This window comes from Aliiglaciecola sp. M165 (assembly GCF_007197995.1).
Classification (GTDB): domain Bacteria; phylum Pseudomonadota; class Gammaproteobacteria; order Enterobacterales; family Alteromonadaceae; genus Aliiglaciecola.
Genome location: NZ_VKKH01000006.1, coordinates 1 through 25,363, shown reverse-complemented (window position 1 = coordinate 25,363; position 25,363 = coordinate 1). Strand labels below are relative to the sequence as shown.

Sequence of the window (25,363 nt, the reverse complement as noted above, 5' to 3'; positions counted from 1 at the left end):
TTAGATCTCCATTTGATTCAAATAATCAAGACGCTGCGGCGTGCCAACATCAAACCAAAAACCATTATGCAGTTGCCCGCTCAGTCGATTTTGAGCAACTTTTTCAAACAATAATGGCGCCAGCGCAGATTTTTCTGCAATTAATGAGGAAAACATCTCTTTATGGTACACAGCGATTCCACTGAATGTGAATTGATTTTTTTTCAGCCTATGCATTTCACTGCCTTTTAAACTGAAGTCTCCATTGGGATTGTGAACAGGATTGTCAACGAGTATCAGGTGGCCAAGCTTGTCTTCAAGGTTTGTGGGTAAAGCAGAAAAATCAAAATCGGTGAAGATGTCCGCATTGATCACAGCAAACTCTTGTTGCTGTTCAAGTAATGGAAGCAATATTGGCAAGGCATTGACGATACCTCCGGCAGTTTCTAGTGCTTCTTTCTCATCACTAAAATGTATTTTTAGATTGAAACGAGAACCATCACCTAATGCATGAATGATTTGTTCACCTAACCAGGCGACATTGATAACGACATGGGTAAAACCAGCCAAAGCTAGTTTGTTCAGATGATGCTCGATCAATGGAATACCCTTCACGGTCAATAGTGGCTTAGGAGTTTGGTCTGTAAGAGGTTTCATTCTTTCCCCTCTTCCAGCAGCCAGTATCATTGCAACTTTCATTCAAGGGTGCTCAGCATTGCAGGCTTAATTACCTGATCTACAAAGGTCGCCAGCGAAGTGGTTTCCTCGTAGCGATATCCAACATTGACAATATAATCTAAGGTGTGAGGAATATCATTCAAATACCCTGATTTACCATCGCGATGCCACAACCGACAAAATATGCCGCTAGCCTTAATGTGGCGTTGAATACCGGTCAAATCAAACCAGCGTTCAAAATCACTCCAAGAATGTTGTGGGTAGTATTGATGATGAAAGTCCTGAAGTAGCGCAGAAATAGAAGATTCTGGCCAATCTTGGTAACAATCTCTAAGCAGCGAAACCGCATCATAGGTGATGGGTCCCACAACAGCATCTTGAAAATCAATAATGCCGAGGCGATCGTCGGCTAGTATCATCAAATTTCTTGAATGGTAATCCCGATGCACTCCTACTTGCGGTTGCTGGACAAAAACCTCTGAAAGAAAAGCATAGGTGGTTTCAATCATTTTGCGATCGGCTTCACTCAGTGTTAGTCCCAAATGTCTTTCGATTAACCAATGAGTAAATAAGGTTTTCTCAGCTTCCAATAACGTCTCGCCATAATTAGGTAATGGTTGGCCATCAACCGAAACACAGGATTGAATGGCGGGTAAATGGCTGAGCGCTTGTTTGTATAAATTGTGCATGGTTGTTGATGATAATGCTTGAGCAAACTGACCATTACCAAAATCCTCAATACAGTAGAACCCTAAATCTGCATCATGAGCGAGCACACCGGGCACCTCGACTCCCTGTTTTTTATAAGCGCGCGCAATCGAAACAAATTTTTCACTGTCTTCAAATTTGGGAGGCGCATCAACCGCGACAATAGAATTGTTTGATTTTTCATCATCAAAGCGAAAATATCGTCTAAAGCTGGCATCTCCTGAAACCATTTGTAGAGAAATACATCGAAAGGGCGTAGAAGTATTAATCCATTGCTTAAGGGCCTGTTCTCTTTGCCGCTTTTGTGTCACGATCTACCTCTTTTTATGATATAAATACAAATGTGGATATGCATTTACGAAAAGTAAGCGTATTGAAACGACTTTTCAACACGGAATACGTATAACACATGCATAATAAAACAAAGAAAATGAATCTGATGCATTATTTGAGTACTTAGAAGCGTAATCATGTCCAAACTTCCAAAAATAGCACTTTATATGTCACTTTGCGGCCATTTCAAGGCAGCTTGACTTAGTAACTGTATGCAAATTAATCAGCTTATTTTTTCTTTGTTTGCCATCCTACCCGGTTCGGTTTGGGCACAACAAGTCACATCTTGTCCGACCCCTATAGAGGGTTTTGTCGCAGATGAAGATATTTTACAAGACCAGATCCGAGTGTCGGCAAATCGTGCTGATATCCAAAGAAATCAAATTGCGCAATTTGACGGAAATGTCACCATTGTTAGTGATAAATCAAAGATTGAAGCGCAGAGCGCAACGATTGACGTGCCTAATACCCAATTAACTGCTATAGGCGACGTTACTTTTCAAGACAAATTGATGGTTGTCAACAGCAAGGATGTTTTGCTAAATACTGACTCTGGCAAATTATCCATGGCGGATACTAATTATCAGCTTACTCAATTTGGCGGACGAGGCGCAGCGGATAGAATTGAAATTGACCAGAATCAAGGCGTGGAATTGCAAGGCGTGAGTTATACAACTTGCCCGGTTGGCCAGGAAGATTGGAAAATTTCAGCATCCAGTATAGGCATAGAAGAAGGCGAACTTTGGGGTGAAGCTTACAATACGGTTTTTTATGTAAAAGATGTACCCGTATTTTATTTACCTTATTTTGTTTTCCCGGTTTCTGATCAACGCCAATCAGGCCTGTTGTTTCCCGAAATAACCACCTCTAGCGCAACAGGTCCTTCATACGAACAACCAATTTATTGGAATATTGCGCCCAATTTTGATGCCACCTTTTCACCTCGTTTTATGTCTAAACGTGGCACGCAGATTAAAACTGAGTTTCGCTACTTGTTTGACCAGAGTGCCGGGCAATTTAATGTTGAGTACTTACCCGAAGATCGCGAAGATATTAATCAGGCGGATCGTTATTTTTATCGATATGCTCACAGTGGCAAACTGGCTAAAAACTGGCAACTTAATATCGATTTCAATGGGCTCAGTGATGACAACTATATCGTGGATTTTGGCTCGGATTATTATAATCGTGCTGACACGCATCTATATAGAACCTTAGGCATTAATTATTACTCTCAAAACCTCGATTTTTCTATGAATTTTCGTGACTTTGCGGTTATTGGCGACCACCCTGCTAATTATCGTGCATTACCTGAGATGAAATTGAATTATCAGACGGACAAATTTTCAGGGCTTGAATTTCGCGTTACCTCTGAGCTTGCCTACTTTGACAATCAACAGGAAGGTGAACCCAAAGCGACGCGTTTCCACATTGCGCCGAGTTTAGCTCTGCCATTGCGCTCTCAGTGGGGCGAGTTTCTTGCCGAAGCAACCCTTTTAAATACCTATTACAAACAAGAAAACGTAGCAGGCACCCAGCTTGCAGAAGAAACCAACCGAACGTTAGGGCAAGGTCGAGTTTTCGGGGCTCTTTTTTTAGAACGGGATATTAATTGGTTAGGCGAACAACAAACGCAAACATTGGAACCCAAAATTCAGTATCTGTATACTGAGTTTAAAGAACAAAGCGAAATCGGATTATACGATACGACACAACTACTCAACGACTTTAATGGGCTTTTCAGAGGCCAAGAGTTTACTGGTCTGGACCGTATCAGTGACAACAACCAAGTAACGGTTGGTCTTACTTCTAGAATATTAGATAAAAATAGTCGGGAACAATTTAAGTTAAGTTTGGGTCAGATTTTCTACTTAGAAGACAATCGTGTTGAAGCAGCGAGCAAAAATGATGATCGCTCCGCACTGGCCTCTGAGTTGGATTGGCAGATAGGTAGTAAGTGGTTTGCTCACACAGAATTACAGCTATCGACCAAAACAGATAAAGTTGAACGCAGTAGTATTTCACTGGAATACCAATTAACAGACGATAAAATCTTGCAGTTTAACCACAGGTTTGTGCGAAGCCTCTCTGGAGAGCAAATTGATCAGTTTGGTATCACTGCGAGTTGGCCGCTATCTACAAATTGGCATTGGGTTGGGCGTTGGTATAAAGATTTATCTACACAACGCACGATTGAGAGCTATATGGGTGTACAATACGAGTCATGTTGCTGGTCATTCAGTTTAGTTTCGCAAAGGCACCTTAGTAATAGGTTTGATGCACAAGGAATGCAAAACACCCAAGAGTTTGAAACCAGCGTAAATTTGAAATTTAGTTTCAAGTTCACTGGTTCAGAGGCGCGTTCAGGACGCCGCAAAATGCTTGAAGACGGCTTGTTTGGATATCGACAAGCCTACCTTATTAATTAGAATGGTAGTCGCCAAAGAAGTCTATCTTTTTACCCTAACCAAAAGTATGGAATATGAAATATATAGTAGTCGCTTTTAGTTTATTGTCCTTCTTCACCTTCAACGTGTCGGCACAGCAAGTTGCGTTGGACAAAGTCGCCGTTATTGTAGACCAAGGTGTCATTTTAGAGAGTGAAATCGAGGCGCTAGTCGCTCAGGTTAAACGCAATGCAATTGCTAATAACCAAACACTGCCCTCTGATCGCGCACTGAGAACCCAGGCTATTGAAAGGTTAGTCACTGACAGTCTGCAGACCCAAATGGCTGAAAAAATGGGGATTCAAGTCAGCGATCCACAACTCGATCAGACCATTACTGGTATCGCCGCTAACAACAACCTATCGATGGAAGACTTCAGAGCACTTATTGGTAGAGATGGCATCCCTTTCGAGGTTTATCGCGAAGATATCCGTAAAGAAATGATAACCGGCGAAGTGAGACGCGCAAACGTCCGTCGCCGCATCTATATAACCAATCAAGAGATAAACAATCTAGTCAAACTTATCGAGGAGCAAGGTGCAAAACAAGCAGAATACCACCTTGGCCATATTTTAATCGGGTTTCCCCCTCAACCGAATGACGATGATATCAGTAAAGCCAAGGATACAGCGGACAGAGTTATTGAACTTTTAGAGGGAGGTTCCGACTTCACACGTATTGCGATTGCGTCTTCATCAGGTCCAAAAGCCCTTGATGGCGGTGATTTGGGCTGGATGAACATCAACGCGATGCCCACGCTTTTTGCTGAAGCCGTGCAAGGAAAAGACAAAGACACCTTGGTAGGCCCATTTAGAAGTGGTGCTGGATTCCATATTTTGAAAGTGAAAGATTTGCGCGGTATTGAAATCGTGAAAGTCGAAGAAGTAAACGCTCGTCACATTTTGATAAAACCTTCGGTTATTTTAAGTGAAGATAAGGCCCGCGAGAAGCTCGAAGAGTTTCGCGAACAGGTGATAAACGGAGAGGCGGATTTTGCCGAACTTGCCAAAGAGCACTCGGCAGATCCTGGCTCAGCTCTAAGGGGTGGAGAACTTGGCTGGAACGACCCAGAAATATATGTGCCTGCGTTTAAAAATGCGTTAGCCAATATGGAGAATGACGAAATTGGACAACCCTTCCGATCTGTCCATGGCTGGCATTTAGTGCAAATGATTGGTAAGCGTGTTGATGATGCCACTGACAAACGTAAAGAAGAAAAGGCTTATCAGTTGATCTTCAACCGCAAATTTGCAGAAGAAACTGAGGCATGGTTGCGTGAAATGCGTGACACTGCATACATTGAAGTCATTGAAGAAGACATCAGCTCAGCAGGAAACTAAATTGCCTTTTAAATTAGCTATTACCCCCGGTGAGCCTGCCGGCATCGGCCCTGATTTGATCATAAAATTGGCTCAACAGCAATGGGATGACCAGTTGGTTGTATTTGCCGACAGAAACATGCTGCATGAACGTGCAGAACTGTTAGGACTGCCACTGGAGTTGATAACGTATCAACCTTCTCAATCAAAGGTACAGGATGCTGGCCAAGTATTTGTTGTTGATATTCCAACGCAGGTTCCCGTTAAAGTAGGTGAGCTTGATCCTGCAAATGGCCAATACGTTGTCGAGACACTGCGCCAAGCGTGCGCGAAAAATATGGATGGCGAGTTTGATGCCGTTGTGACTGGACCGGTACACAAAGGAATTATCAATAAAGCTGGTATTTCATTTAGTGGTCATACTGAATACTTCGCTAGCCAGTCAAATACGCAAGATGTGGTAATGATGTTATCGACCGAAGGGTTAAGAGTCGTGCTTGCTACCACTCACATTCCTCTTGCATATGTAGCCAAGGCCATTACCCGAGAGAGATTGCACAAAGTCTTACATATCGTTCATACCGACATGAAGCTCAAGTTTGGCATCCCGTCACCGCGTATCTATGTTTGTGGACTTAATCCCCACGCAGGAGAAGATGGGCATCTTGGCAGAGAGGAATTGGACATTATTATTCCAGCATTGGATGAGTTACGCGCTCAGGGGTTAAACCTTATTGGTCCGCTCCCTGCTGACACCATGTTCCAGCCCAAGTATTTAGAACAAGCGGATGCTGTCCTGGCCATGTATCACGACCAGGGTTTACCTGTTTTGAAGTACAAGGGATTTGGTGACTCTGTCAATATCACTCTAGGCCTGCCTTTTATACGCACCTCAGTTGATCATGGTACTGCCCTGGATTTGGCTGGCACTGGCAAAGCCAACTCAGGTAGCTTTGAACGTGCAATTAAAAAAGCACTAAAATTGGCTTATAAGCAAAAATGAATAAACAACATCTAGGCCACACCGCCAGAAAACGATTCGGGCAAAACTTTCTTCATGATGCATATATCATTGACCAAATTGTCAGCGCAATTAATCCCAAGTCTGGTGAAAACCTGGTAGAAATTGGGCCTGGTCTGGCTGCACTGACGGAGCCTGTTTGTGCGTTAGTCGATCGACTCAACGTCGTTGAATTAGATAGAGATCTTGCGCAGCGATTAAAAACTCACCCTTTTCTTTCTAAAAAATTGAATATCGTCGAAGCGGATGCCCTTAAGTTTGATTTCACCGAGTTAATCAAACCCGATGCGCCACTGCGTGTCTTTGGAAATTTACCCTATAACATTTCCACGCCTTTAATGTTTCACTTGTTCTCGTATGCAGAGCAGGTGCTCGATATGCACTTTATGTTGCAAAAAGAAGTTGTCAATCGGTTAGCCGCAAAAGCGGGTGAAAAAAACTACGGAAGATTGTCGGTCATGGCTCAATACCATTGTCAGGTGATCCCCGTGTTGCACGTACCACCAGGCGCATTTACCCCTCCTCCAAAAGTCGAATCTGCTGTCGTTCGATTGGTGCCACACAAAGAAAAACCTGTCCAAGTGAAAAGTGAAAAAATGCTAAACCAGGTTTGTGCAACGGCTTTTAATCAACGCCGCAAAACCATCCGAAATAGTCTTAAGAAGTTGATATCGGAGGAAAATCTACAAGACTTGGGTATTTCTCCTGAAAATAGAGCGGAAAATCTAACGCTTGCAGATTTTGCGAAAATCGCAGACTCTATCACTATCCAACCTAGCTAATAGCACACATGGCAGCTAACGATATTTGCATCAGAGTACAGACTCAATTTTTAGAAGATCAATTTAATGAATCCGACCCCAAATATGCCTTTGCATATCGTGTGACCATCATCAACAACGGTAGTGTATCTGCTAAGTTACTTCGTCGCTATTGGCTGATTACTGATGGAAATGGTGAAAAGACCGAAGTATCCGGCGAAGGTGTCGTTGGCGAACAACCCGTTATCGAACCAGGTAAATACTATCAATATACTAGTGGCGCGGTCTTAGATACACCAGTTGGAACCATGCAAGGTCATTACGAATTTGTTGGCGGCGATGAATCTGTTTTTAAAGCACCCATTGACGTGTTTCGCTTAGCGGTCAATAACATGGTCAATTAACCATTATGGCACAGTATGTTGTAGGTGATATCCAAGGATGCTACGAAGGGTTACGGAGACTGCTTGACAAAGTAGAGTTCGATCGCAAATACGACAAGCTCTGGGCCGTCGGTGATTTAGTCGCACGAGGCCCTGACTCGCTCAAAACCCTTGTTTTCTTACATGGTTTGGGCAATGCCTTTGACACTGTTTTAGGCAATCACGACCTCCACTTTGTAGCCATTCAGGCAGGTATCAAACCGGCAAAAAGAAGTGATTTGTTGGCTCCTTTACTTAAATCAAAAAAATCAGACGAATTAGCGGCTTGGCTTCGCTCAAAACCGCTTGCCCATAGGTTAGACAAAGACACATTAATTAGTCATGCTGGTTTGTATCCGCAGTGGTCACTAAAAAAAGCGGTAAAACTTAGCCAAGAAGTGCAACAACAATTAGTGGGAGAAAATTGGCTGGCTCTGATCAGCGCAATGTATGGGAATAGCCCGCGAGAATGGGACAAAACACTGCAAGGTTTTGATCGTTATCGTTTTATTATCAATGCTTTCACACGAATGCGTTTTATTCATAACCAAACCACTTTGGAATTTGAAACAAAAAGTGCTCCAAGTGCTGGTTCTGGCGCGCTTAGGCCCTGGTTTAATGTGGCGAACACTAAGTTAAAAAAGCAACAAACCGTCATTTTTGGTCACTGGGCTACACTAATGGGACAAACCCTTTCAAGCAAGTTCATTGGACTTGATACCGGCTATGTATGGGGCAATTCAATGACTCTTTTTGATCTAGAAAATCGGAAAAAAATATCAATTCGAAATAAAGGTTAGTTTCATATTGTCGATACCCATATACAAATCAAAACATTTTGCCAAAAACTGTGTAAATTTAAGTGTCTCGGCATATAATTGTTAACTCAATGATAAGACGAGTATTTTTTCGTGACCTTTACTGCGGAATTTGTCAGACTTGGTAAGCTGGTCAGTTAGCTTGAAACTTGATCTATGAAAAACTCAAAACGCAATGTAGTAAGAGGAGTATCTGAATGAAAATAACGGTCGCTATGCGGGTCATTGGCGGGTTTGCGCTAATTTCTCTTCTACTACTGGTGATAGGCATATCTTCATTAATCAACTTTAGTTCGATTGAAAGTGCCACAGAAGAAGTTAATGATTTAGCAATACCAACCTTAATTGGCAGTAATCAACTCAAGGTATCTTTTCTTAACATGGGTCGGTTAACGGTAGAGGGATATCACGAATCTGATTCTACCGCCCTACAAAAAAATCTCGAAAATTATCAATCTAGCCAAGCTAACTTCGAAAGTGAATATGCGATTGTTCGCGACAAAGTAAGCCGTGATGCAGACTTCAGCTCAGCCCTTAGAACGGTTGATGGAATTTATCAGCAATACGCAACCAATGTGGCTAACATGTTTGGCAGCAGAAAAGATGATCTAGATTTTGGTAATAAGCTAAGTGATATCGTCAGTTCCGTGGAAGACAATGCTGATGATTCATCTACACTTTTACTCGATTTTGCAGATTTGGACAGCGTTCAAAATAATAGCCGCCTCAGACAAGCCGCCGAGTTAGGTAGTAACTTAGAAACCTCTTTATTGACTCTGCTCACTGTCAGTGCAGACTACATCAAAACTCAGACCCTGGTACGAGCTGGAACAATTGGCAATGAAGTTGAACTAGTGATTACACAAATATCTGAACAGATGGCTGAAATGCAGAATTTGGTCGGTGACCGCGATGACAGCGGCACTATGGATGAGATTTCTGAGCTAGTTGGTGCGGTGATCAGTTCTGTTACTGCTTCGGATGGGCTACTCAATACCCAAGTAGCACGCCTTAACAAACAGATCCAAGCCAGAGAAGCTTTGGCTGCATCCGAAGTGAATATTCAAGAAGCTTCTGCCGAACTCGATAAAATATTAGAACTCGCCGATTCCAAGACCAATATGATGAATGATCAAGTGTCGAGTCAGATATCTGGTGGAACAACTATCATCTGGATATTCATGTTGTGTTCTGCTGCTGCTGCAGCGCTGATAGGTTGGACGAGCGTACGAGCGATTACTGTCCCTCTCAAGCAAGTCAATGATGTATTGCATGTGGTGTCTTCAGGCGACCTAACTAAAAAGCTTGATGAGTCTTCTGATGATGAATTTGGTGAACTGGCTGAGAGTGTCAACAACCTAATCGATAGCTTAAAAACGCTTATCAGTGGCATTAGCTCCCGCGCTGCACAATTGGCCGCAGCCTCAGAACAAACATCGGCTGTGACAACACAGACGACGCATTCGATTCAGAACCAAAAATCTCAAGTGGCTCAAGTGGCGGCTGCCACGACTGAAATGCATAGCACTTCACAAATGGTGACGCAAAGTGCTGAAGACACGTTAAACCAGATCAAACATGCTGATAAAGAAGCTGAAAAGGTTAAAACGATTTCGGCTGAAAATAAATCCACAATCGAGAAGCTTGCAGTAGATGTAGATGATGCTGCAAATGTTATAAACAAACTGCATCAAGATAGTGCCAGCATCGGCGGAATACTTGACGTTATCCGTGGTGTTGCCGACCAAACTAATCTACTGGCCCTTAATGCAGCAATTGAAGCAGCACGGGCCGGCGAACAAGGTCGTGGTTTTGCGGTTGTTGCGGACGAAGTTAGAACTTTGGCGAGCCGTACTCAAGAATCCACACAAGAAATCAACGCAATGATTGAAGTACTTCAGGCGGGTGCTGAAAAAGCCGTTACGGTTATGAATCAAGGAAAAGAGCAGACTACCGTATGTGTTGAGCAGACTGAAAAAGCCACACAAGCTTTAGACCTGATCACAGAAGCCGTTCACAAAGCGCATGATGTAAGTAGCCAGATTGAGCAGTCAGCTCGCGAGCAAAATATTGTGTCGCAAGAAATCAGTGAAAAATTGGAAAATATAGTCGGTATTGCTGAAGAAACTTCTGTCGGGGCACAACAAACTGCAGATTCTAGTGAGGAAGTGGCAAAACTTGCTGAAGAGCTTCAAGCTTCGATACAACAATTTAGAGTCTAACCGGAAATTTAGACGCGCTATACAACAACGCCGCTTTATGCGGCGTTTTTTTATTCAAATAAACTTTTGTGCAACTCTTTGACTATATTGGTACTGTTGTCCTGGTGAACGAGGAACGACATGTTATGAGGGTTTGCACCATAACAAATCATCCGCAAATTATAATCTCTGACTGATGAGAATATTTTACTAGAAACTCCTGCAGCACTGTGCATATTGTTGCCAACAACTGTTACCAAATCGTAGTCGCTCTCTACTACCACCTCACAAAACTCTCGAAGCTCGTCTAAGGTGTCACGATTAAGTTTTTCAGCAACTGAGTTGGCAGGGTTATCAAGCGTGAACGACACGGCGATTTCTGATGTTGTCACCAAATCCACACTCAAATTATGTTTGGCAATAATGGTAAAGACCTGTTGCAAAAAACCCGGTGCATGCATCATTTTAGGTGTTTTGACCGTTACCATAACCTGCTGTTTACGACGGGTGATCGCACGATAAGGTGGCTCTTGTTCACAGTCGCGGACTATCCAGGTGCCACCCTTTTCTGGCTCTTTGCTCGATCCCACAAACACTTTGATGTTTTTACGTAAAGCTGGTTCCATAGTTGCTGGATGTAACACTTTGGCACCAAAGTTAGCCATTTCTGCCGCTTCTTCAAAGCTCAGTTCTGGCAGTGGTCGCGCCCTGTCTGTTATTCTTGGGTCGGTTGTATAAACTCCTACAACGTCAGTCCATATTTCGCAGCTCGTTGCATCAAGCGCCTCAGCTAGCAGCGCGGCGGTAAAGTCACTTCCTCCACGCCCTAAAGTCGTTGTATTGCCGTTGAAATCAGCACCAACAAAGCCTTGCGTTACTAGCACTTTGGAACTGAGTTCTGGCAACATGAGACGTTGCGATAAGTCTCGAATATCATCAATTTGGGGAACCGCTTCAGTATAAGTTCCGTCGGTTCTAAGCACTTTACGCACATCAAAATTTTCAGCATTTACACCTGTTGATTTTAACACTTCAGTAAAAAGCAGCGACGACATGCGTTCACCAAAAGATAGTAGCGCATCTTTTAAATCATATCTGTGCAACAACTCTTCATGAAGAGCCAGCTCCGTGAGGCCATCTAACAGCGATTCAAGCTTGTTTTCGATAGCATTTCTATTTTCTAGCTCTTTTAGAATGCCATATTCAATCGTTTTAATTTGATCAATGACTTGCAACGATTGTGATTGCGTTAAAGGGGTATTGGCCAGAGTGACCAAGTGATTAGTAACGCCAGCAGAAGCGCTTACTACAACAACTTTTGTTGCTGTGTTTTTGGCAATAATATCAGCGCAGTTTTGCATGGCTGAAAAATTCGCCACACTGGTTCCGCCAAACTTTGCAATATTCAGATTTAATGAAGTCACAGTTGATCCTAAGGAAAAGCAATCGCAGTAAACTAGCAGAATTTTGCGCTTAATAAAGTAAAAAGTGCCTTGTGTTACCAATCACTTTTGCATTAATTATGCGCTTTTTAGGCATTCTGATTCAGTGCAGAACTTCACTCTTTACTCTTATGTGCCAAGGAAGCTGCATTATCTTCCCAATTTTGTCCGTCAAATGGCACTATGGTAATTTTAGGCGGTTTAGTATCCAGGCATCTTACGTTGACGTCTACGCCATCTGGGTTGGATCTCGGAATATAGAAAGGTTTAGCTCCGCATTTTGAGCAAAAGAAGTGCTTTGCTACGCCAGTATTGAACCGATACTCCGTCAGCATGTCTTCGCCACTCAGTAGTGTAAATCGCTTCTTAGGTAATATCAGATGTAGAAAACCAAATTTACTGCAAACTGAACAGTTACAATCTTCAACTTCAACTTCTTCACCACATTCAATTTTAAATGTCACACTGCCACAATGGCAGCTGCCTTGGTATGACATAAATACATCATCCTTTTGCTATACACACCAGGAGCATATCAATAATTGTGCTTTGTAGAAACCAACGCTATTGTCTACAGGCGCTATTTATTTGTTGACCACACATAGGAAAATCCTAATGAGAATTTTAATACTGCTAATAGGCTTGGCGACTTGGTTTGCGTCTGCGCAAACTCATAATCTGAATAATTTGTCGTTAGCACAAACGCAATCATTGCTAAAATCTGGCGCGGTCACCTTTCCCATGTTGCTTGATCATTATTTAAATCGGATTGAAAAGCACGACAGAAATGGTGCTTCGATAAATTCAGTCGCAATATTAACGCCCAACCTGGTTCAGCAAGCGAACGCGATGCAACAAAGATTAGACTCTGGAGACCCCTTAGGTCCACTTTTTGGTGCCTTTGTCGTTGTGAAAGATAATATCGACATAGCTGGAATACCTAATACCGCAGGCTCGTGGCTAATGCGCGAGCATATTCCTAAAAAAGATGCTTTTATCATCACCCAATTACGCAAATCTGATGCAATCATATTGGGCAAAACTAACCTCTCTGAATGGGCAAATTTTAGATCGAATATGTCGTCTAGCGGCTGGAGTAGCCTCCATGGTCAGACGTTGAATCCTCATGATCCAACTCGTTCTCCTTGTGGCTCAAGCTCCGGTTCTGGTGCTGCCATCGCAGCAGATTTTGCACTGATGGCTATCGGTACTGAAACTGACGGTTCGGTGACATGCCCATCAGCACTCAACGGCATTGTCGGCTTTAAACCCAGTTTAGGCTTATTGAGCCGTACCGGTATTATCCCTATTGCCCACTCTCAAGACACTGCGGGTCCCATGACCCGGAATGTTGCTGACGCCTATGCGTTATTTAAAGCTTTGTTGGGCAAGGACAGCCAAGATCCGGCTAGTTACCAAAACGTTATTTTTCCAGAGAAATTAACCGCGGGTGCACTAAAGGGAAAACGAATTGGAATTGTGCGAAATTTAATGGGCTATCACCCGCGAGTCGATCAGGTATTCGAACAACAACTCTCCGTTCTGCGCGATGCCGGAGCAACAATTGTAGACAATGCCAATATTAGTACTCACGGCAAATGGGGAGAGCACGAGTATCTTGTTTTATTAGCTGAATTTAAAGCGGGATTAAACGCCTACTTGGAAAAAAGCGACGCACCAGTTAAAAGCTTGCAAGATCTTATAAACAAGAATCAGCAATATGCTAAAAAAACGATGCCTTTTTTCGCACAGGATACCTTTATCACTTCACAGAATGCACCGACGCTAACAGATCCCAAATATCTGAACGCACTTAAAATGAGCAAGGCGTTAACAACAGAGCAAGGAATCGATGCGACTTTGGCAACAAACAATCTTGATGTGCTGATTGCACCTACAGGATCTCCTGCATGGAAAATCGATCATATCAACGGTGACCATTTTAAGGGTTCGGCCTCTTCGGCTTCTGCTGTGAGCGGATATCCTCATTTGACTGTACCAATGGGCACTGTCTCAGATATGCCGGTTGGAATAAGCTTTTTAGGAGGGCATCAACAAGACTTACTCATTTTCCAAGTTGCCTATGATTATGAGCAAATGACCCACGCTTTAATCGTACCCAAAGCGACCAAGTAGCCGGATTACATCTGAGCCAAGAAGTCTATTGGGGGAGAGAAAATCGCATTATTTGACCAACCTCTACCCCATTAGATTTAAACCATCCTTGATTCATTTCAAGCGCATATAAAACTTCTTTTGAGGACGAAATTGACGTGAGATCATGAGGTTGCATAGCTTTGATATCGATGATTTTACCGTGCTCATCGATAAAGGCGACATCAAGGGGAATGTTAGTGTTTTTCATCCACATACCGGCGATACGAGGACGTGAATATTTAAACAACATGCCACAATTTGTACACAAAGACTGCCGATACATCAAACCTGTGGCCCGTTGCTCAAAGGTCAACGCATACTCAACATCAAGCACTATGTCATTGACCTGCACTTTTGCACGTTCAAATTCTATCCCATAGCTGTTCTGCAATGGGATCAAAACCATCGCTAATATCAATACAATGAACCCGCCTAAAGTTTTTTGCATGAACACCCTTCTACCCCATCACTGGTTTCCCATTCTTCATAAATGCCTTGTGCGCATTGACTTTTGACTGCAAAACATTGCCTTCCATATCCGACTTGTGTATTGCTCGCCTCACCCGCCGCATTGCCAAGGAGGTTCTTGCCTGCCATCGTTGAACACCCCCCTAACATCATTAGGGTAGTTAAAAAAATTAAGTATTTCATTTTGCGCTCATCTTTTGATTTCTTAAAACGTTAGGAGTCACTTTCCTTGATGAAGTTCCCAAACAATTATTGCTTAGCCAGCCATCAGTGTGGCGATAGCCAATCCCAGAGGCGTACCGACTATGTACCCGGCAACACCGACAAGTACACCAGGCGTAACCAACGCAGGCCACCCTCGTGCCATTGCAAGTGCCGGGGCAGTTGTCGCACCAAGCACCGCAGCATTAGATGCAATAATCAGTTCGGGAAGTGACAACGCGAGTCCAGACTCTTTGTTGCCGGTAACTTTGGTGGCTATTGCGGTAATGAGCGCGCCGCCTGCAAACACCACTAAACCATGGATAAACAGCAGTATTACCACAAATGCCAACAAAATTGGCGCAGTTCCAAGCAATTTAGCTACATCAGCACCTGCTGCGATTGCAGCAAAAAAAACAAACGCCAAGACTAAGCCGATACTTTGTCCGCCTTGCATTTTTTGCATTTGTACTGGCGCTAAAGTAGCCGGGATTACGGCAAACAAAGTGATGAATACATATCGCAATCCATTGAAGTCAAAGTCTCCAGCCACCGCGTGATTTAGCCCTGCAACCACGGCATCTGACAAGGCGACAACAACAAGTGCAAAGGTGAGAGCCGCCGCAACGCTATAACCAGTAACATTCTGCTCGGTTGTTGAAGTTTGTTCGCCTTCACCTTCACTATGATCTCGCTGCGCAAACTTTTCCATTAACCAAACTGAAGCCGGCATCAATGCTAAACATGCAAGAAAAACTGCGCTCATCAAATTATCAACAGCCGTTGCGGCCGAAATGATATTCGCATCATCAAAACCTGTTGATTGGATGACTGCCGCATAATTAACAGAGCCTCCTGTGTAGGTGGCGGTAAAAATACCTGCTAAATCCCCCTCTTTGGCCCCCAAATCTAATAGACTCGCTGCTACAACAGCACCAACTGCGGTACCGATACAGGCAAGCAGGAATCCGATCCCAACTCGACCGCTTTCTCCAAGAATGCGTCGCACATCTGCATGCATTAAAAACAGTGGGATCAGCACGGGTACCAGATACCTAAAGACAAAACTGTATGCGGGTGCGTCTTTTGGAATGAGTCCAATGTTAGACGCTAGTATTGACCCAAGAATTGCCCATACGGCGCCAGTTATTAGTTTTCCCCAACTTTTCCGTTCGGCCCAGAAACCGAAAAGTGCGATAGCAAACAAAGCTCCGAGCACCGCAAAATGTTGATCTGCAGAAACGAGCGAACCACCGTCTGAAAACATGATGACTTCCTTTATTGTTATTATTTAGATGTTCTTTAAAGGCAACTAGAGCCAGACCAACTGACGCACTCAACATATGAATTATTGACGTACATACAGTCTTCGATAGATTCTAGTGTGCATAAAAAAACCGGACTTAGCAAAGGCAAAGTCCGGCTTTTAACTCTTTCAAATTTAAGACATTAAGCGATATTTAACGCTGGAATGATATTCGCTTTAGCTGCTTCTTCAGCTTTCTTAAACTCATCCATTCGATCGAAGTTTAAGTAGCGGAAGACATCACCACTCATTGACTCAATCTTGCTCGCATATTCCATGTACTCTTCAGTAGTAGGAATTTTGCCAACAATAGAGCCTACAGCGGCAAGCTCAGCTGAACACAAGTAAACATTGGCACCATCACCTAAACGGTTAGGGAAGTTACGAGTAGAAGTCGATAACACCGTAGCACCTGCAAGTACACGGGCCTGGTTGCCCATACACAAAGAACAACCTGGCATTTCTGTTCTAACACCGGCTCGGCCATAAATGTTGTAATAACCTTCTTCCATCAACTGCGCTTTGTCCATCTTGGTAGGTGGAGAAATCCACAGCCGAGTTGGAAGCGTTCCATTAAATTGCTCGAGCAACTTACCTGCAGCGCGGAAATGTCCAATGTTCGTCATACATGAGCCAATGAATACTTCATCAACTTTATCACCGGCAACGTCTGATAATGTTTTTGCATCATCTGGGTCATTAGGACAGCACAAAATTGGCTCTTTTATTTCATTCAAATCAATTTCAAGCACTTCAGCATATTCTGCGTCAGCATCAGCTTCCATTAATTCTGGGTTAGCCAACCATTCTTCCATCTTACGCGCGCGACGCTCTAGCGTGCGAGAATCACCATACCCTTCGTTAATCATCCAGCGAAGCATCGTGATATTGGAATTTAGATACTCAGCGATGGATTCTTTAGACAACTTAATAGTACAGCCCGCCGCTGAGCGCTCTGCAGAAGCATCTGACAATTCAAATGCTTGCTCTACTGTCAGGTTATCTAGCCCTTCAATTTCTAATACTCGACCAGAGAACGCATTGGTCTTACCTTTTTTGGCAACGGTCAGAAGGCCATTTTTAATTCCGTATAACGGAATTGCATGAACCAAATCACGTAGCGTAATACCAGGTTGCATTTCGCCTTTAAAGCGCACCAACACAGACTCTGGCATATCTAAAGGCATAACACCTGTCGCCGCAGCAAAAGCCACTAGGCCTGAACCAGCAGGAAAGGAAATACCAAGTGGGAATCGAGTATGTGAATCTCCACCCGTACCCACAGTGTCAGGTAACAACATACGATTCAACCAAGAGTGGATAATACCGTCTCCTGGACGCAACGAAACACCACCACGATTCATGATGAAATCAGGCAGTGTGTGCTGTGTGTCAATATCGACAGGTTTAGGATAAGCCGCAGTATGACAGAATGATTGCATAGTTAAATCGGCGGTGAAACCTAAACACGCTAAGTCTTTAAGCTCATCTCGAGTCATAGGCCCTGTGGTATCTTGGGAACCTACCGTTGTCATTTTAGGTTCGCAATATGTGCCAGGTCTCACCCCGTCAACACCACATGCTTTACCAACCATTTTTTGCGCCAACGTGTAGCCTTTGTCGGAGTCTGCAGGTTGTTCTGGTTTACGGAATATATCCGAGGCGCCTAAACCAAGGGACTCGCGTGCTTTGTCAGTTAATCCACGGCCAATGATTAGGTTGATACGACCGCCAGCTCTTACTTCATCCAGCAAAACTTGTGATTTGTAGCTGTATTCAGATACTGTCTCGCCCGTCGCGTTGTTGACAATCTTTCCTTCCATCGGATAAATGTCAATCACATCGCCCATTTCCATTTTGTCCACGTCGGCTTCAAATACCAATGCACCAGCATCTTCCATGGTATTAAAAAAGATTGGGGCAACTTTACCGCCAATACAAATACCACCACCACGTTTATTAGGTACACCTGGCATATCATCGCCGAAGAACCACAAAACGGAATTCGTAGCAGATTTACGTGATGATCCTGTTCCTACAACGTCACCCACAAATGCGACTGGATAGCCTTTAGCTTTGATCGCATCAATCTGACTCATCGGACCAACTTCACCATGCTTTTCTGGCTCTAGTCCATCACGAGTCATTTTGTACATGGCACGAGCATGAAGTGGGATATCAGGACGTGACCAGGCATCAGGCGCTGGTGAAAGGTCATCGGTGTTAGTTTCACCTGTCACTTTAAAAACGCTTAAGGTAATTTTTTCTTCCAGATTTGGACGCTGGGTAAACCATTCTGCATCAGCCCAAGACTGCATGACATCTTTAGCGTATTGGTTGCCTGCCTTAGCTTTTTCTTCAACATCATGGAAAGCATCAAACATAAGAAGCGTGTGCTTCAATTCTTCCGCGGCCAACTCTGCTAGTTCTTCATTGTCTAGCGCTTCAACCAAGGTGACGATGTTGTATCCACCGTGCATGTTGCCAAGTAATTGAATCGCTGCGTCTTTAGAAATAAGTGGAGATGTCGCTTCGCCATTTACAATGGCTGCTAAAAAGCCAGCTTTGACATACGCGGCTTCATCAACGCCCGGAGGAACGCGTTCAGAAATCAACTCTAGCAGGTATTCTTCTTCTCCTGCCGGTGGATTTTTCAATAATTCAACTAATCCGGCAACTTGCTCTGGATTTAATGGCTTAGGTGGGATCCCTTCAGCTGCGCGCTCTTCAACGTGTGTACGATAAGCTTCTAACACTATTTAGCCCTCTTAGATTTTGACTATGAAAAGTTGTGTGGCGTAAGTATAAAGGTAAACGCAAAAAATATAAATTTTTCAGTGCTTTTGTTTGTTTATGACCGCTATACACAAGGCTTATAGCTTTTAGATCGCTCAGTTTTTATGCGCACAAAAAGCTAAGTTAATTAATTTGAGGTGTGACCCGCAATATTTTTCCTTCAGCACTATCAACAAGTAGATAAAGCGAACCATCTGGGTGCACTTTAATGTCCCGAAAACGATAGCCAAGATCTGCGAACAATGATTGTTGCTCGACGACTTTATCGCCTCGCATTTTGATCCATAGAATCTCTTTGGTTTTTAATGTGCTGACCAATAGGTCGCCGCGCATTTGAGGAAATAAACTTCCATAATAAACCGCCATGCCCGAAGGAGCAACAGACGGCGTCCAATCAACAAGTGGCTGTTCCATTCCCGGATAGGATTTAAAAGGCGAAATAGTAGCACCAGAATAATCTTTTCCGTAAGTAATGATTGGCCATCCATAGTTTTTTCCCATTTTGATAATATTGATTTCATCACCACCTGCGGGACCATGTTCATGAGAAAACACTTTATTGCGGTTTAGGTCGTATACCAAACCTTGTGGATTGCGATGACCCTTAGTAAAAACAGCGGCTGACAAATTCTTTTCCGTCTCACCAATATACGGATTGTCTAGAGGAATAGAGCCATCATCTAATACTCGAAGAATCTTGCCCATTTGATTGTTGTCTCTTTGTGCATCTTCCCGATAATCAAAACCATCGCCCGAGGTGATCAGGAGGCTGTTGTCCTCAATAAAGACCATTTTGGCACCATAATGAACAGGGGTGTCACGGTAGGGCAGTACCTCGAAAATATCCTGTTTTTCCACCAATTGATTGTCACGAAGCTTGGCTCTGATAACCTTGAGCGTGTTGTTGCTATCGGTTCCTGAGGAGTAACTGAGGTAAATCCATCCATTTTGGCGATACTGCGGGTGCAGCACGACATCCAAAAGCCCGCCCTGCCCTTTAACATAAAGATCGTCAGGAATGCCGGCTATGGGTTTACTCACTGTTTTATTGACGACATGTCTTAATGTGCCGCCACGTTCAGTCACTAGCATTTGATTATTTGACAGAAAGGCCACAGACCATGGAAACGTTAGATCCGTTACGACTTCTTCAACTTTAAAACCCGCTGATGCGTTTTGTTCTTGTGCCGATATGTGGAAGCAAGATAAAAATAAAAGTACTAAAGAACAAGTTTTGACGTGGGGTGTACTCATCAGATTCTCCTTTAACCTGAAACAGCTTAATCTGATTGACCGAGATTTCAACTTTAAGCAATCAACGTAGTGTCAAATTTCAACAATCTGGGTTGGTTAAAGTATCAATAATGATTTAGGCTACTAAAAGTTAGATTTCTGCTCAGGAATTAAATATGAAAAAAGCAATAAGACTTTTTGTCGATTTTGTTGCTGCTGTGACCGCCTGTTTTGTTTTGGCCAGTTTGTTTCATACTCAATCGGTCCTCTATCGCCTCATTGAACTTGGTGTGGACATCGACTTCAGTACGCGGCTATCCACCAGTTTAGATGATATGATTGGACTTTTTCCTGCTTACGGTGGGACAATATTTTTAGCACTTTTAATCGGCTTTTCTGTCGCTGCACTTATCCAGAAAATCATTAAAAGAAGCGTTCCTGAACTGTATCTTTTGGCCGGTTGTTTTGCCATGTTAACCGCGCTTTTAGCAATGCACCCTATTTTAAATATAACCTTAATCGCTGGAGCAAGAAGTTCCTTTGGTATGGGTTTGCAATCCATCGCAGGTATTTTTGGAGGTTGGGTGTTCATGTACCAGCGCAAAAGGGCCAATGCTAGCGAAAATGCTGTTCAATAGCGCGAAACATTGCCATGTGCTTGGCGCTCCAATTATAGGTTTTGTCGTTATAAAGATGGTTGGCTGAGTTTTTTACGATGACCAAATTTTTATCGGGATCAATGTAAATATATTGGTGATAGATCCCCTGCGCGACAAATTCATCTTCTGCTTCCGAAGGTATCCACCACTGATAACCATATCCAAAACTCGAGCTTGATGCTGGATTTGGTCCCGGTATTAAATGGGGAGCGTCGGGCATAACAGAGTCCTCAACCCATTTAGCGGGTACAATTTGCTTACCAAACCAATTGCCTTTGTTTGCATATAACCAGCCAAATTTAGCATAGTCTCTCAACGTAACATTTAGTCCGCCGAGCGCAAGCTCCATATCATAATCGTCCTTTAACCAATAGGTAGGGTATTCCATTCCTAAAGGCTCCCAAATTTTGGTTTGTAAGTACTCCGTTAAGCTCACGTCTATAGCTCTATCAAGCACCATCCCCAAAACTTGCGTATCAATACTGACATAATGGTGATAGGTTCCCGGCTCGCGTTGTCTGGTTAACGAAGCTGAAAATTCATCCAGCGATGTACCAAATGCGACAGCGCGTGAAAAGCGATTGATGTCAGAGTAAAAATCACCGTAGTCTTCATTAAATTTTACGCCAGATGACATTTGCAAAACGTCTTTGATTCGCACGCTGTCATAACCACTCCCTTGTAATTCAGGCACGTAATCCGTGACAGCCTGTTCAATATTGTCAATATGACCTTCTTCGATAGCGATACCAAATAGTGCGGATAAAAAAGATTTACCCACCGACCAAGAGATATGTTGTTTTTGTTGTTCGTGGCCGCGGTAATAGTTTTCATATTTTATTACGCCGTCTTTGATGACCAATAGGCCAGTTGTTCCGCTTTCCCTGATAAAATTTTCCAATGAAAAAGAATGCTCATCTAATTCGAAATTCGTTGGCAGCTCTGATAATTGTTGAGGAAATTGAAAAGGCGTTTGGCTAGCTGGAATTTTGTTCGCATTAAAATTTTGATAAAGAGTCAAAAAATTGTTTACTATTTTGCCTTCATCATAAAGGGTAATCGCAGTGTACAGTCTCACTAGGTTACTACTAAATATCAGTAACAGCATTAATATGGTTACTAAAAAAAATATGACGAATGACCTGACATTAAACAGTGAGCGCACTCAAAAATCCAACTTCATCTTTATTTGAAACAATAGTCTAACGGCGTTTCGAGTCGATTCCCACCAATTTTATATCGGATGTTGAGCACAGTTGTTGCAAAGACAACGAATAAAGTTTTTCGGCCGAAAACGTTTCTAGCGCTGCTTTAGAGACCTGCGTGGGGCCCAAAAAGTCATATTTGACATCTGTCAATCGTTGCTATCCTGTTAACATACCGAGCAAAAGATAGCGGTTACCCATTATGGTAAGTTGACCAGACTGAACCCTTTGTAATTTGTCATGCTGCACCAAACAAAACACCGTGCATTCATTTCTTGCTTCGAAAAATAAGGTTATCAAATTGGTAGCTTTCCTGCACAGCACTACCAAATCCTGCATACGAGCAGCTTACCGTTATTTTCGCACCGCCAATGCTCGGATAATTGGGAACAAAGAAGCCATTACTACTTATGGGTTGCCCTCCAGCGAAACTTATTTTTAAATTGCCAGTATTCGCTCCGGGTTGCAGCGTAATCCAAACCTGATGAGGCAGTGACGACGGCAGCGCGCCAACCTGTATGTCGTAATCGGTTGACAATATAAGCAGTGCGTTGCCGTTCGCGAAGCGAAGCGTAAACATAAGGTCGCCATCACTTATATCTCGAAAGATGCAATCCATTGTCTGGTATCCTTGTTTCTCGCCATCCCAATAAAATGTCCGCTTCGTATGATCGGGGTCGGCTGATACAGGTCGAAACTCTATGGTAGGGCTGACAGTAGCGGTCACTGGATTAGGACCAAGCAGTAAGGCTGTACCTGCATCAGGTAAGAAACTATTGACAAATTTTACACTGCTTTGCTCGAGATTACTTCCCAAAACCACATCGCCTTGTGGAGAGCTACCTTGTTCGAAACTACCGGTATCCCCGTTCGAAAATGGTCCAAGCGGTGAGCCACTAAAATTAGCCCTGAATAATGGTGTTGAGCATGCAGAACATACCAACAATACGCAAATAAGGGCTAACCTCGTTAGATAATTTATGCTGTGCTGCATAGACCCTCCCAACGTTTAATTTAATCCGATAAACGGATAAACATTGAAACTTATGCTGCAACAGCACACTATTTTAAACAACGCGATAACACTACAAACATCAGTGAGCGGCGCCGATATAACACCTTTACCGGCAAGCCAAGTTTAAAGTTTCACGCAAAACTTCTCTTATAAATATAAGCAATTTTAAAGTAAACTCAAATTTTCAGCCCCGTCTAGAACATCAAGTGTCCTGCAAATCCTCTCACCTTTGTGCTTTTCGACGTCCAACTCTTGGTATCCCTCGATAGAATATTACTCATGGATAGGTGTAAAAAGAGGTACTTCTTAAAAGTATGAAGGGAACCCATGGTTTGCCAAAGGTGATGATCAACACCATATGGATTTAGCGACGGAGTGAGATAAAGAAAGGTATCCAAATACTAATAATACGGCTCTGCAATAAAATCTTGAACCTGGGAATCGGAAACATCGAATCCCGCATTATTTAGAATGCGAATGGTTTCTGAAATACTGTCAGAAAATCTTAGTTGATACCCTTCAGAAACGACAGAAAGCATTCTCTCCAATTGGAATTTGGCGACTGAGTTTTTAACAATCACAACGTGTAGTTGGCAATTAAGGCTTGCCACTTGTTGAAACAATTCGATTATGATTTGCTCAATATCGGGAGTGCCAGGCTCCCAATCAACACCATATCCTATGCTCGCCCAAGGAGCATTATGTAGTTGATTGGCGCAATCTGACTCCAATTTTGCTTAGCCAATAACGGCTTGCTTATTCCAACTCCCCTTACCTTTTTGTAGCAATACTTTTTGTGCCGCTAGAATTTCACAATCCCAACTGCCGTGGGTTCTTTTTTCAAATTCCACGGTGATTTCCTTTTATCCATGTTCCATGCTGATGGCTACTATAGACTAAAACCAAAAAGTTGCTAAATAGATACAGTTTTTTTGTGATGAGTTAACAGTTCTACTCGTTGACTAGATCCTCGTTCTGCATTTGAAAAACAAAGATATCTTAGGGATGAGGTCTCAGCTTTAATATAAAACTCATTGGGTATTCATGAGGACTCGATATGGTGGTTTGAGAGATAACCCAAAGGTGTATTTTCAGAGAGACTCATGTACCAGGAGAGTAGTAACGCAGCACAGCCATCTATGTTTTTCATGGATGAAAAACCTAAGCGTACAGGGACGTATTTACCGCGTGGTGGCTGTGCAGGGTTAATGCTCTCTAGAGTTCTCGATAACAGCTTGAGAGATCCCCGACTGCGTGCGCGACATAAGAGCGCTTCGGGGATGATGTTTCTTCGATAACCTCTCGCATGGGGGTGAAGGCGGTGTTTTTAGCTTCGAAGAAGCGTTAACCGACTGAACGACGTTCAGGGAGGAACGGCTGGGAGCAACCACATGGATGTGTGACACCTATCTATCTACTACGAAGTAAAGTATTGCATGACACTAGATGGGTTAGGTTTCCCCTTTGGAATTGCTCTTGCGCGCAGCGCTTTAAGGAAAAAGCCACCTTTGGCATTGCTGGATAAAGGTGGGGATGTTTTGACGTCTCAAAAACGAAAAAAGCCACCCGATGAAGGTGGCTTTTATCTTGAATAGGAGCCTGACACACTAGCGTGCGCGTGTAACTACACTCGCATGGGGAAACCCCACACTACCATCGCCGCTAACACGTTTCACTTCTGAGTTTGGGTGAAGGCAGTTGTTTTTAGCTTCGCAGAAGCGTTAACAGACTGAACGACCGGCATGGATGCCGGGCTGGAAGGCGCTACATGGAAGTATTGTTACTTGAAATGAAAAAAGGGCTACCCATATGGATAGCCCTTCTTCTAAATAGGAGTCTGGCAATGTGCTACTCTCACATGGGGAAACCCCACACTACCATCGCCGCTAATACGTTTCACTTCTGAGTTCGGAATGGAATCAGGTGGTACCGTATCGCTATGGTTGCCAGACATAAACTGGTTACAATTTCGAAAGCTGTGTAATCTCAAAGAGTCTGCGTACTCTATTTGTTTGTGTTGTCTTGTCACGTACACCCATCTTCCAAAGGAAGACATTTGGGTGTTGTATGGTTAAGTCTCACGGGCAATTAGTACAGGTTAGCTTAACGCCTTGCAACGCTTCCACACCCTGCCTATCTACGTCGTAGTCTTCAACAACCCTTTAGGATAGTTAAACTATCAGGGATGACTCAT

At 43.2% G+C, this 25,363-nt stretch carries 22 protein-coding genes and 2 rRNA genes; 10 read left to right on the top strand and 14 right to left on the bottom strand.

The annotated features are described in order from the left end of the window. Both murU and FM019_RS11930 read right to left on the bottom strand, forming a co-directional pair. Positions 1-666 carry an N-acetylmuramate alpha-1-phosphate uridylyltransferase MurU gene (gene murU / locus FM019_RS11935; protein WP_313901701.1) on the bottom strand — a complete coding sequence of 222 codons (666 nt, stop codon included), beginning with the start codon at positions 664-666 and terminating at the stop codon, positions 1-3. A gap of 8 nt (positions 667-674) precedes the next feature. Further along, a complete protein-coding gene (locus FM019_RS11930) occupies positions 675-1,676 on the bottom strand; it encodes an aminoglycoside phosphotransferase family protein (RefSeq protein WP_143836174.1) in 1,002 nt (333 codons plus the stop codon). 234 nt (positions 1,677-1,910) lie between these two features. On the opposite strand from FM019_RS11930, the gene FM019_RS11925 reads away from it, so the two are divergent. From FM019_RS11925 to FM019_RS11895, 7 genes are all read left to right on the top strand, one after another. Further along, the gene (locus FM019_RS11925) at positions 1,911-4,127 is read left to right on the top strand and encodes an LPS-assembly protein LptD (RefSeq protein ID WP_143836173.1); all 2,217 of its coding nucleotides are present in this window, start codon (positions 1,911-1,913) and stop codon (positions 4,125-4,127) included. A 53-nt stretch (positions 4,128-4,180) separates the two neighbouring features. Beyond that, positions 4,181-5,485, top strand: a complete 1,305-nt coding sequence (gene surA, locus FM019_RS11920) for a peptidylprolyl isomerase SurA (protein WP_143836172.1) — start codon at positions 4,181-4,183, stop codon at positions 5,483-5,485. A 1-nt stretch (position 5,486) separates the two neighbouring features. Then, positions 5,487-6,467, top strand: coding sequence for a 4-hydroxythreonine-4-phosphate dehydrogenase PdxA (gene pdxA, locus FM019_RS11915; RefSeq protein WP_143836171.1), 981 nt, complete (start codon positions 5,487-5,489; stop codon positions 6,465-6,467). Then, a complete protein-coding gene (rsmA, locus tag FM019_RS11910; protein WP_143836170.1) occupies positions 6,464-7,267 on the top strand; it encodes a 16S rRNA (adenine(1518)-N(6)/adenine(1519)-N(6))-dimethyltransferase RsmA in 804 nt (267 codons plus the stop codon). The genes pdxA and rsmA overlap by 4 nt, the downstream gene beginning before the upstream one ends. An 8-nt stretch (positions 7,268-7,275) precedes the next feature. Continuing rightward, the gene (gene apaG, locus FM019_RS11905; protein WP_143836169.1) at positions 7,276-7,650 is read left to right on the top strand and encodes a Co2+/Mg2+ efflux protein ApaG; all 375 of its coding nucleotides are present in this window, start codon (positions 7,276-7,278) and stop codon (positions 7,648-7,650) included. 5 nt (positions 7,651-7,655) lie between these two features. After that, positions 7,656-8,468, top strand: coding sequence for a symmetrical bis(5'-nucleosyl)-tetraphosphatase (locus FM019_RS11900; protein ID WP_143836168.1), 813 nt, complete (start codon positions 7,656-7,658; stop codon positions 8,466-8,468). A gap of 215 nt (positions 8,469-8,683) precedes the next feature. Next, complete coding sequence (locus FM019_RS11895; RefSeq protein WP_143836167.1) at positions 8,684-10,708, top strand: methyl-accepting chemotaxis protein; 2,025 nt, start codon at positions 8,684-8,686, stop codon at positions 10,706-10,708. A 50-nt stretch (positions 10,709-10,758) separates the two neighbouring features. Here FM019_RS11895 and lysC read toward each other — a convergent pair whose 3' ends face one another. Both lysC and FM019_RS11885 read right to left on the bottom strand, forming a co-directional pair. Beyond that, a complete protein-coding gene (gene lysC, locus FM019_RS11890) occupies positions 10,759-12,111 on the bottom strand; it encodes a lysine-sensitive aspartokinase 3 (protein ID WP_143836166.1) in 1,353 nt (450 codons plus the stop codon). A 134-nt stretch (positions 12,112-12,245) separates the two neighbouring features. Continuing rightward, entirely contained in the window at positions 12,246-12,626 is a 381-nt protein-coding gene (locus FM019_RS11885) for a GFA family protein (protein ID WP_143836165.1), read from the bottom strand. A gap of 118 nt (positions 12,627-12,744) precedes the next feature. On the opposite strand from FM019_RS11885, the gene FM019_RS11880 reads away from it, so the two are divergent. After that, positions 12,745-14,265: an amidase gene (locus tag FM019_RS11880; RefSeq protein WP_143836164.1), complete on the top strand. Its 1,521-nt coding sequence runs from the start codon at positions 12,745-12,747 to the stop codon at positions 14,263-14,265. A 25-nt stretch (positions 14,266-14,290) separates the two neighbouring features. Here the strand turns inward: FM019_RS11880 and FM019_RS11875 are convergent, their stop codons facing one another. From FM019_RS11875 to FM019_RS11855, 5 genes are all read right to left on the bottom strand, one after another. Then, on the bottom strand, positions 14,291-14,734 hold the full coding sequence (locus FM019_RS11875) for a DUF192 domain-containing protein (protein ID WP_143836163.1): 444 nt from the start codon (positions 14,732-14,734) through the stop codon (positions 14,291-14,293). Then, the gene (locus tag FM019_RS11870) at positions 14,719-14,937 is read right to left on the bottom strand and encodes a hypothetical protein (protein ID WP_143836162.1); all 219 of its coding nucleotides are present in this window, start codon (positions 14,935-14,937) and stop codon (positions 14,719-14,721) included. The genes FM019_RS11875 and FM019_RS11870 overlap by 16 nt, the downstream gene beginning before the upstream one ends. Before the next feature lie 73 nt (positions 14,938-15,010). After that, the gene (locus FM019_RS11865) at positions 15,011-16,222 is read right to left on the bottom strand and encodes a DUF819 domain-containing protein (protein WP_143836161.1); all 1,212 of its coding nucleotides are present in this window, start codon (positions 16,220-16,222) and stop codon (positions 15,011-15,013) included. A 182-nt stretch (positions 16,223-16,404) separates the two neighbouring features. Further along, positions 16,405-19,017 carry a bifunctional aconitate hydratase 2/2-methylisocitrate dehydratase gene (gene acnB / locus FM019_RS11860; RefSeq protein ID WP_143836160.1) on the bottom strand — a complete coding sequence of 871 codons (2,613 nt, stop codon included), beginning with the start codon at positions 19,015-19,017 and terminating at the stop codon, positions 16,405-16,407. Positions 19,018-19,180: 163 nt separating this feature from the next. Then, a complete protein-coding gene (locus FM019_RS11855; protein WP_143836159.1) occupies positions 19,181-20,311 on the bottom strand; it encodes a PQQ-dependent sugar dehydrogenase in 1,131 nt (376 codons plus the stop codon). A 155-nt stretch (positions 20,312-20,466) separates the two neighbouring features. On the opposite strand from FM019_RS11855, the gene FM019_RS11850 reads away from it, so the two are divergent. Next, entirely contained in the window at positions 20,467-20,928 is a 462-nt protein-coding gene (locus tag FM019_RS11850) for a hypothetical protein (RefSeq protein ID WP_143836158.1), read from the top strand. Here FM019_RS11850 and FM019_RS11845 read toward each other — a convergent pair. From FM019_RS11845 to FM019_RS11835, 3 genes are all read right to left on the bottom strand, one after another. Next, a complete protein-coding gene (locus tag FM019_RS11845; RefSeq protein ID WP_260681612.1) occupies positions 20,906-22,027 on the bottom strand; it encodes a serine hydrolase domain-containing protein in 1,122 nt (373 codons plus the stop codon). The genes FM019_RS11850 and FM019_RS11845 overlap by 23 nt on opposite strands. A gap of 395 nt (positions 22,028-22,422) precedes the next feature. Then, on the bottom strand, positions 22,423-23,148 hold the full coding sequence (locus FM019_RS11840; RefSeq protein ID WP_143836156.1) for a hypothetical protein: 726 nt from the start codon (positions 23,146-23,148) through the stop codon (positions 22,423-22,425). Between the two features lie 422 nt (positions 23,149-23,570). Then, entirely contained in the window at positions 23,571-23,900 is a 330-nt protein-coding gene (locus tag FM019_RS11835) for a hypothetical protein (RefSeq protein WP_143836155.1), read from the bottom strand. A gap of 705 nt (positions 23,901-24,605) precedes the next feature. Here FM019_RS11835 and FM019_RS20815 point away from each other — a divergent pair. Then, a complete protein-coding gene (locus FM019_RS20815) occupies positions 24,606-24,764 on the top strand; it encodes a hypothetical protein (protein ID WP_185969269.1) in 159 nt (52 codons plus the stop codon). A 240-nt stretch (positions 24,765-25,004) separates the two neighbouring features. Here FM019_RS20815 and rrf read toward each other — a convergent pair. Together rrf and FM019_RS11825 are read right to left on the bottom strand one after the other, a co-directional pair. Then, a 5S ribosomal RNA gene (gene rrf, locus FM019_RS11830) occupies positions 25,005-25,120 on the bottom strand. Between the two features lie 116 nt (positions 25,121-25,236). Continuing rightward, positions 25,237-25,363, bottom strand: a 23S ribosomal RNA gene (locus FM019_RS11825); the annotation flags it as partial.

Excerpts from the sequence above, each read along its gene's own strand:
- FM019_RS11870 (WP_143836162.1), bottom strand. The coding sequence starts at position 14,937 with ATGAAATACTTAATTTTTTTAACTACCCTAATGATGTTAGGGGGGTGT.
- surA (WP_143836172.1), top strand. The coding sequence starts at position 4,181 with ATGAAATATATAGTAGTCGCTTTTAGTTTATTGTCCTTCTTCACCTTC.
- FM019_RS11865 (WP_143836161.1), bottom strand. The coding sequence starts at position 16,222 with ATGTTTTCAGACGGTGGTTCGCTCGTTTCTGCAGATCAACATTTTGCG.
- apaG (WP_143836169.1), top strand. The coding sequence starts at position 7,276 with ATGGCAGCTAACGATATTTGCATCAGAGTACAGACTCAATTTTTAGAA.
- FM019_RS20815 (WP_185969269.1), top strand. The coding sequence starts at position 24,606 with ATGACACTAGATGGGTTAGGTTTCCCCTTTGGAATTGCTCTTGCGCGC.
- FM019_RS11880 (WP_143836164.1), top strand. The coding sequence starts at position 12,745 with ATGAGAATTTTAATACTGCTAATAGGCTTGGCGACTTGGTTTGCGTCT.
- FM019_RS11885 (WP_143836165.1), bottom strand. The coding sequence starts at position 12,626 with ATGTCATACCAAGGCAGCTGCCATTGTGGCAGTGTGACATTTAAAATT.
- murU (WP_313901701.1), bottom strand. The coding sequence starts at position 666 with ATGATACTGGCTGCTGGAAGAGGGGAAAGAATGAAACCTCTTACAGAC.
- FM019_RS11925 (WP_143836173.1), top strand. The coding sequence starts at position 1,911 with ATGCAAATTAATCAGCTTATTTTTTCTTTGTTTGCCATCCTACCCGGT.
- FM019_RS11875 (WP_143836163.1), bottom strand. The coding sequence starts at position 14,734 with ATGCAAAAAACTTTAGGCGGGTTCATTGTATTGATATTAGCGATGGTT.
- rsmA (WP_143836170.1), top strand. The coding sequence starts at position 6,464 with ATGAATAAACAACATCTAGGCCACACCGCCAGAAAACGATTCGGGCAA.
- FM019_RS11850 (WP_143836158.1), top strand. The coding sequence starts at position 20,467 with ATGAAAAAAGCAATAAGACTTTTTGTCGATTTTGTTGCTGCTGTGACC.
- FM019_RS11855 (WP_143836159.1), bottom strand. The coding sequence starts at position 20,311 with ATGAGTACACCCCACGTCAAAACTTGTTCTTTAGTACTTTTATTTTTA.
- FM019_RS11900 (WP_143836168.1), top strand. The coding sequence starts at position 7,656 with ATGGCACAGTATGTTGTAGGTGATATCCAAGGATGCTACGAAGGGTTA.
- FM019_RS11895 (WP_143836167.1), top strand. The coding sequence starts at position 8,684 with ATGAAAATAACGGTCGCTATGCGGGTCATTGGCGGGTTTGCGCTAATT.
- FM019_RS11840 (WP_143836156.1), bottom strand. The coding sequence starts at position 23,148 with ATGCAGCACAGCATAAATTATCTAACGAGGTTAGCCCTTATTTGCGTA.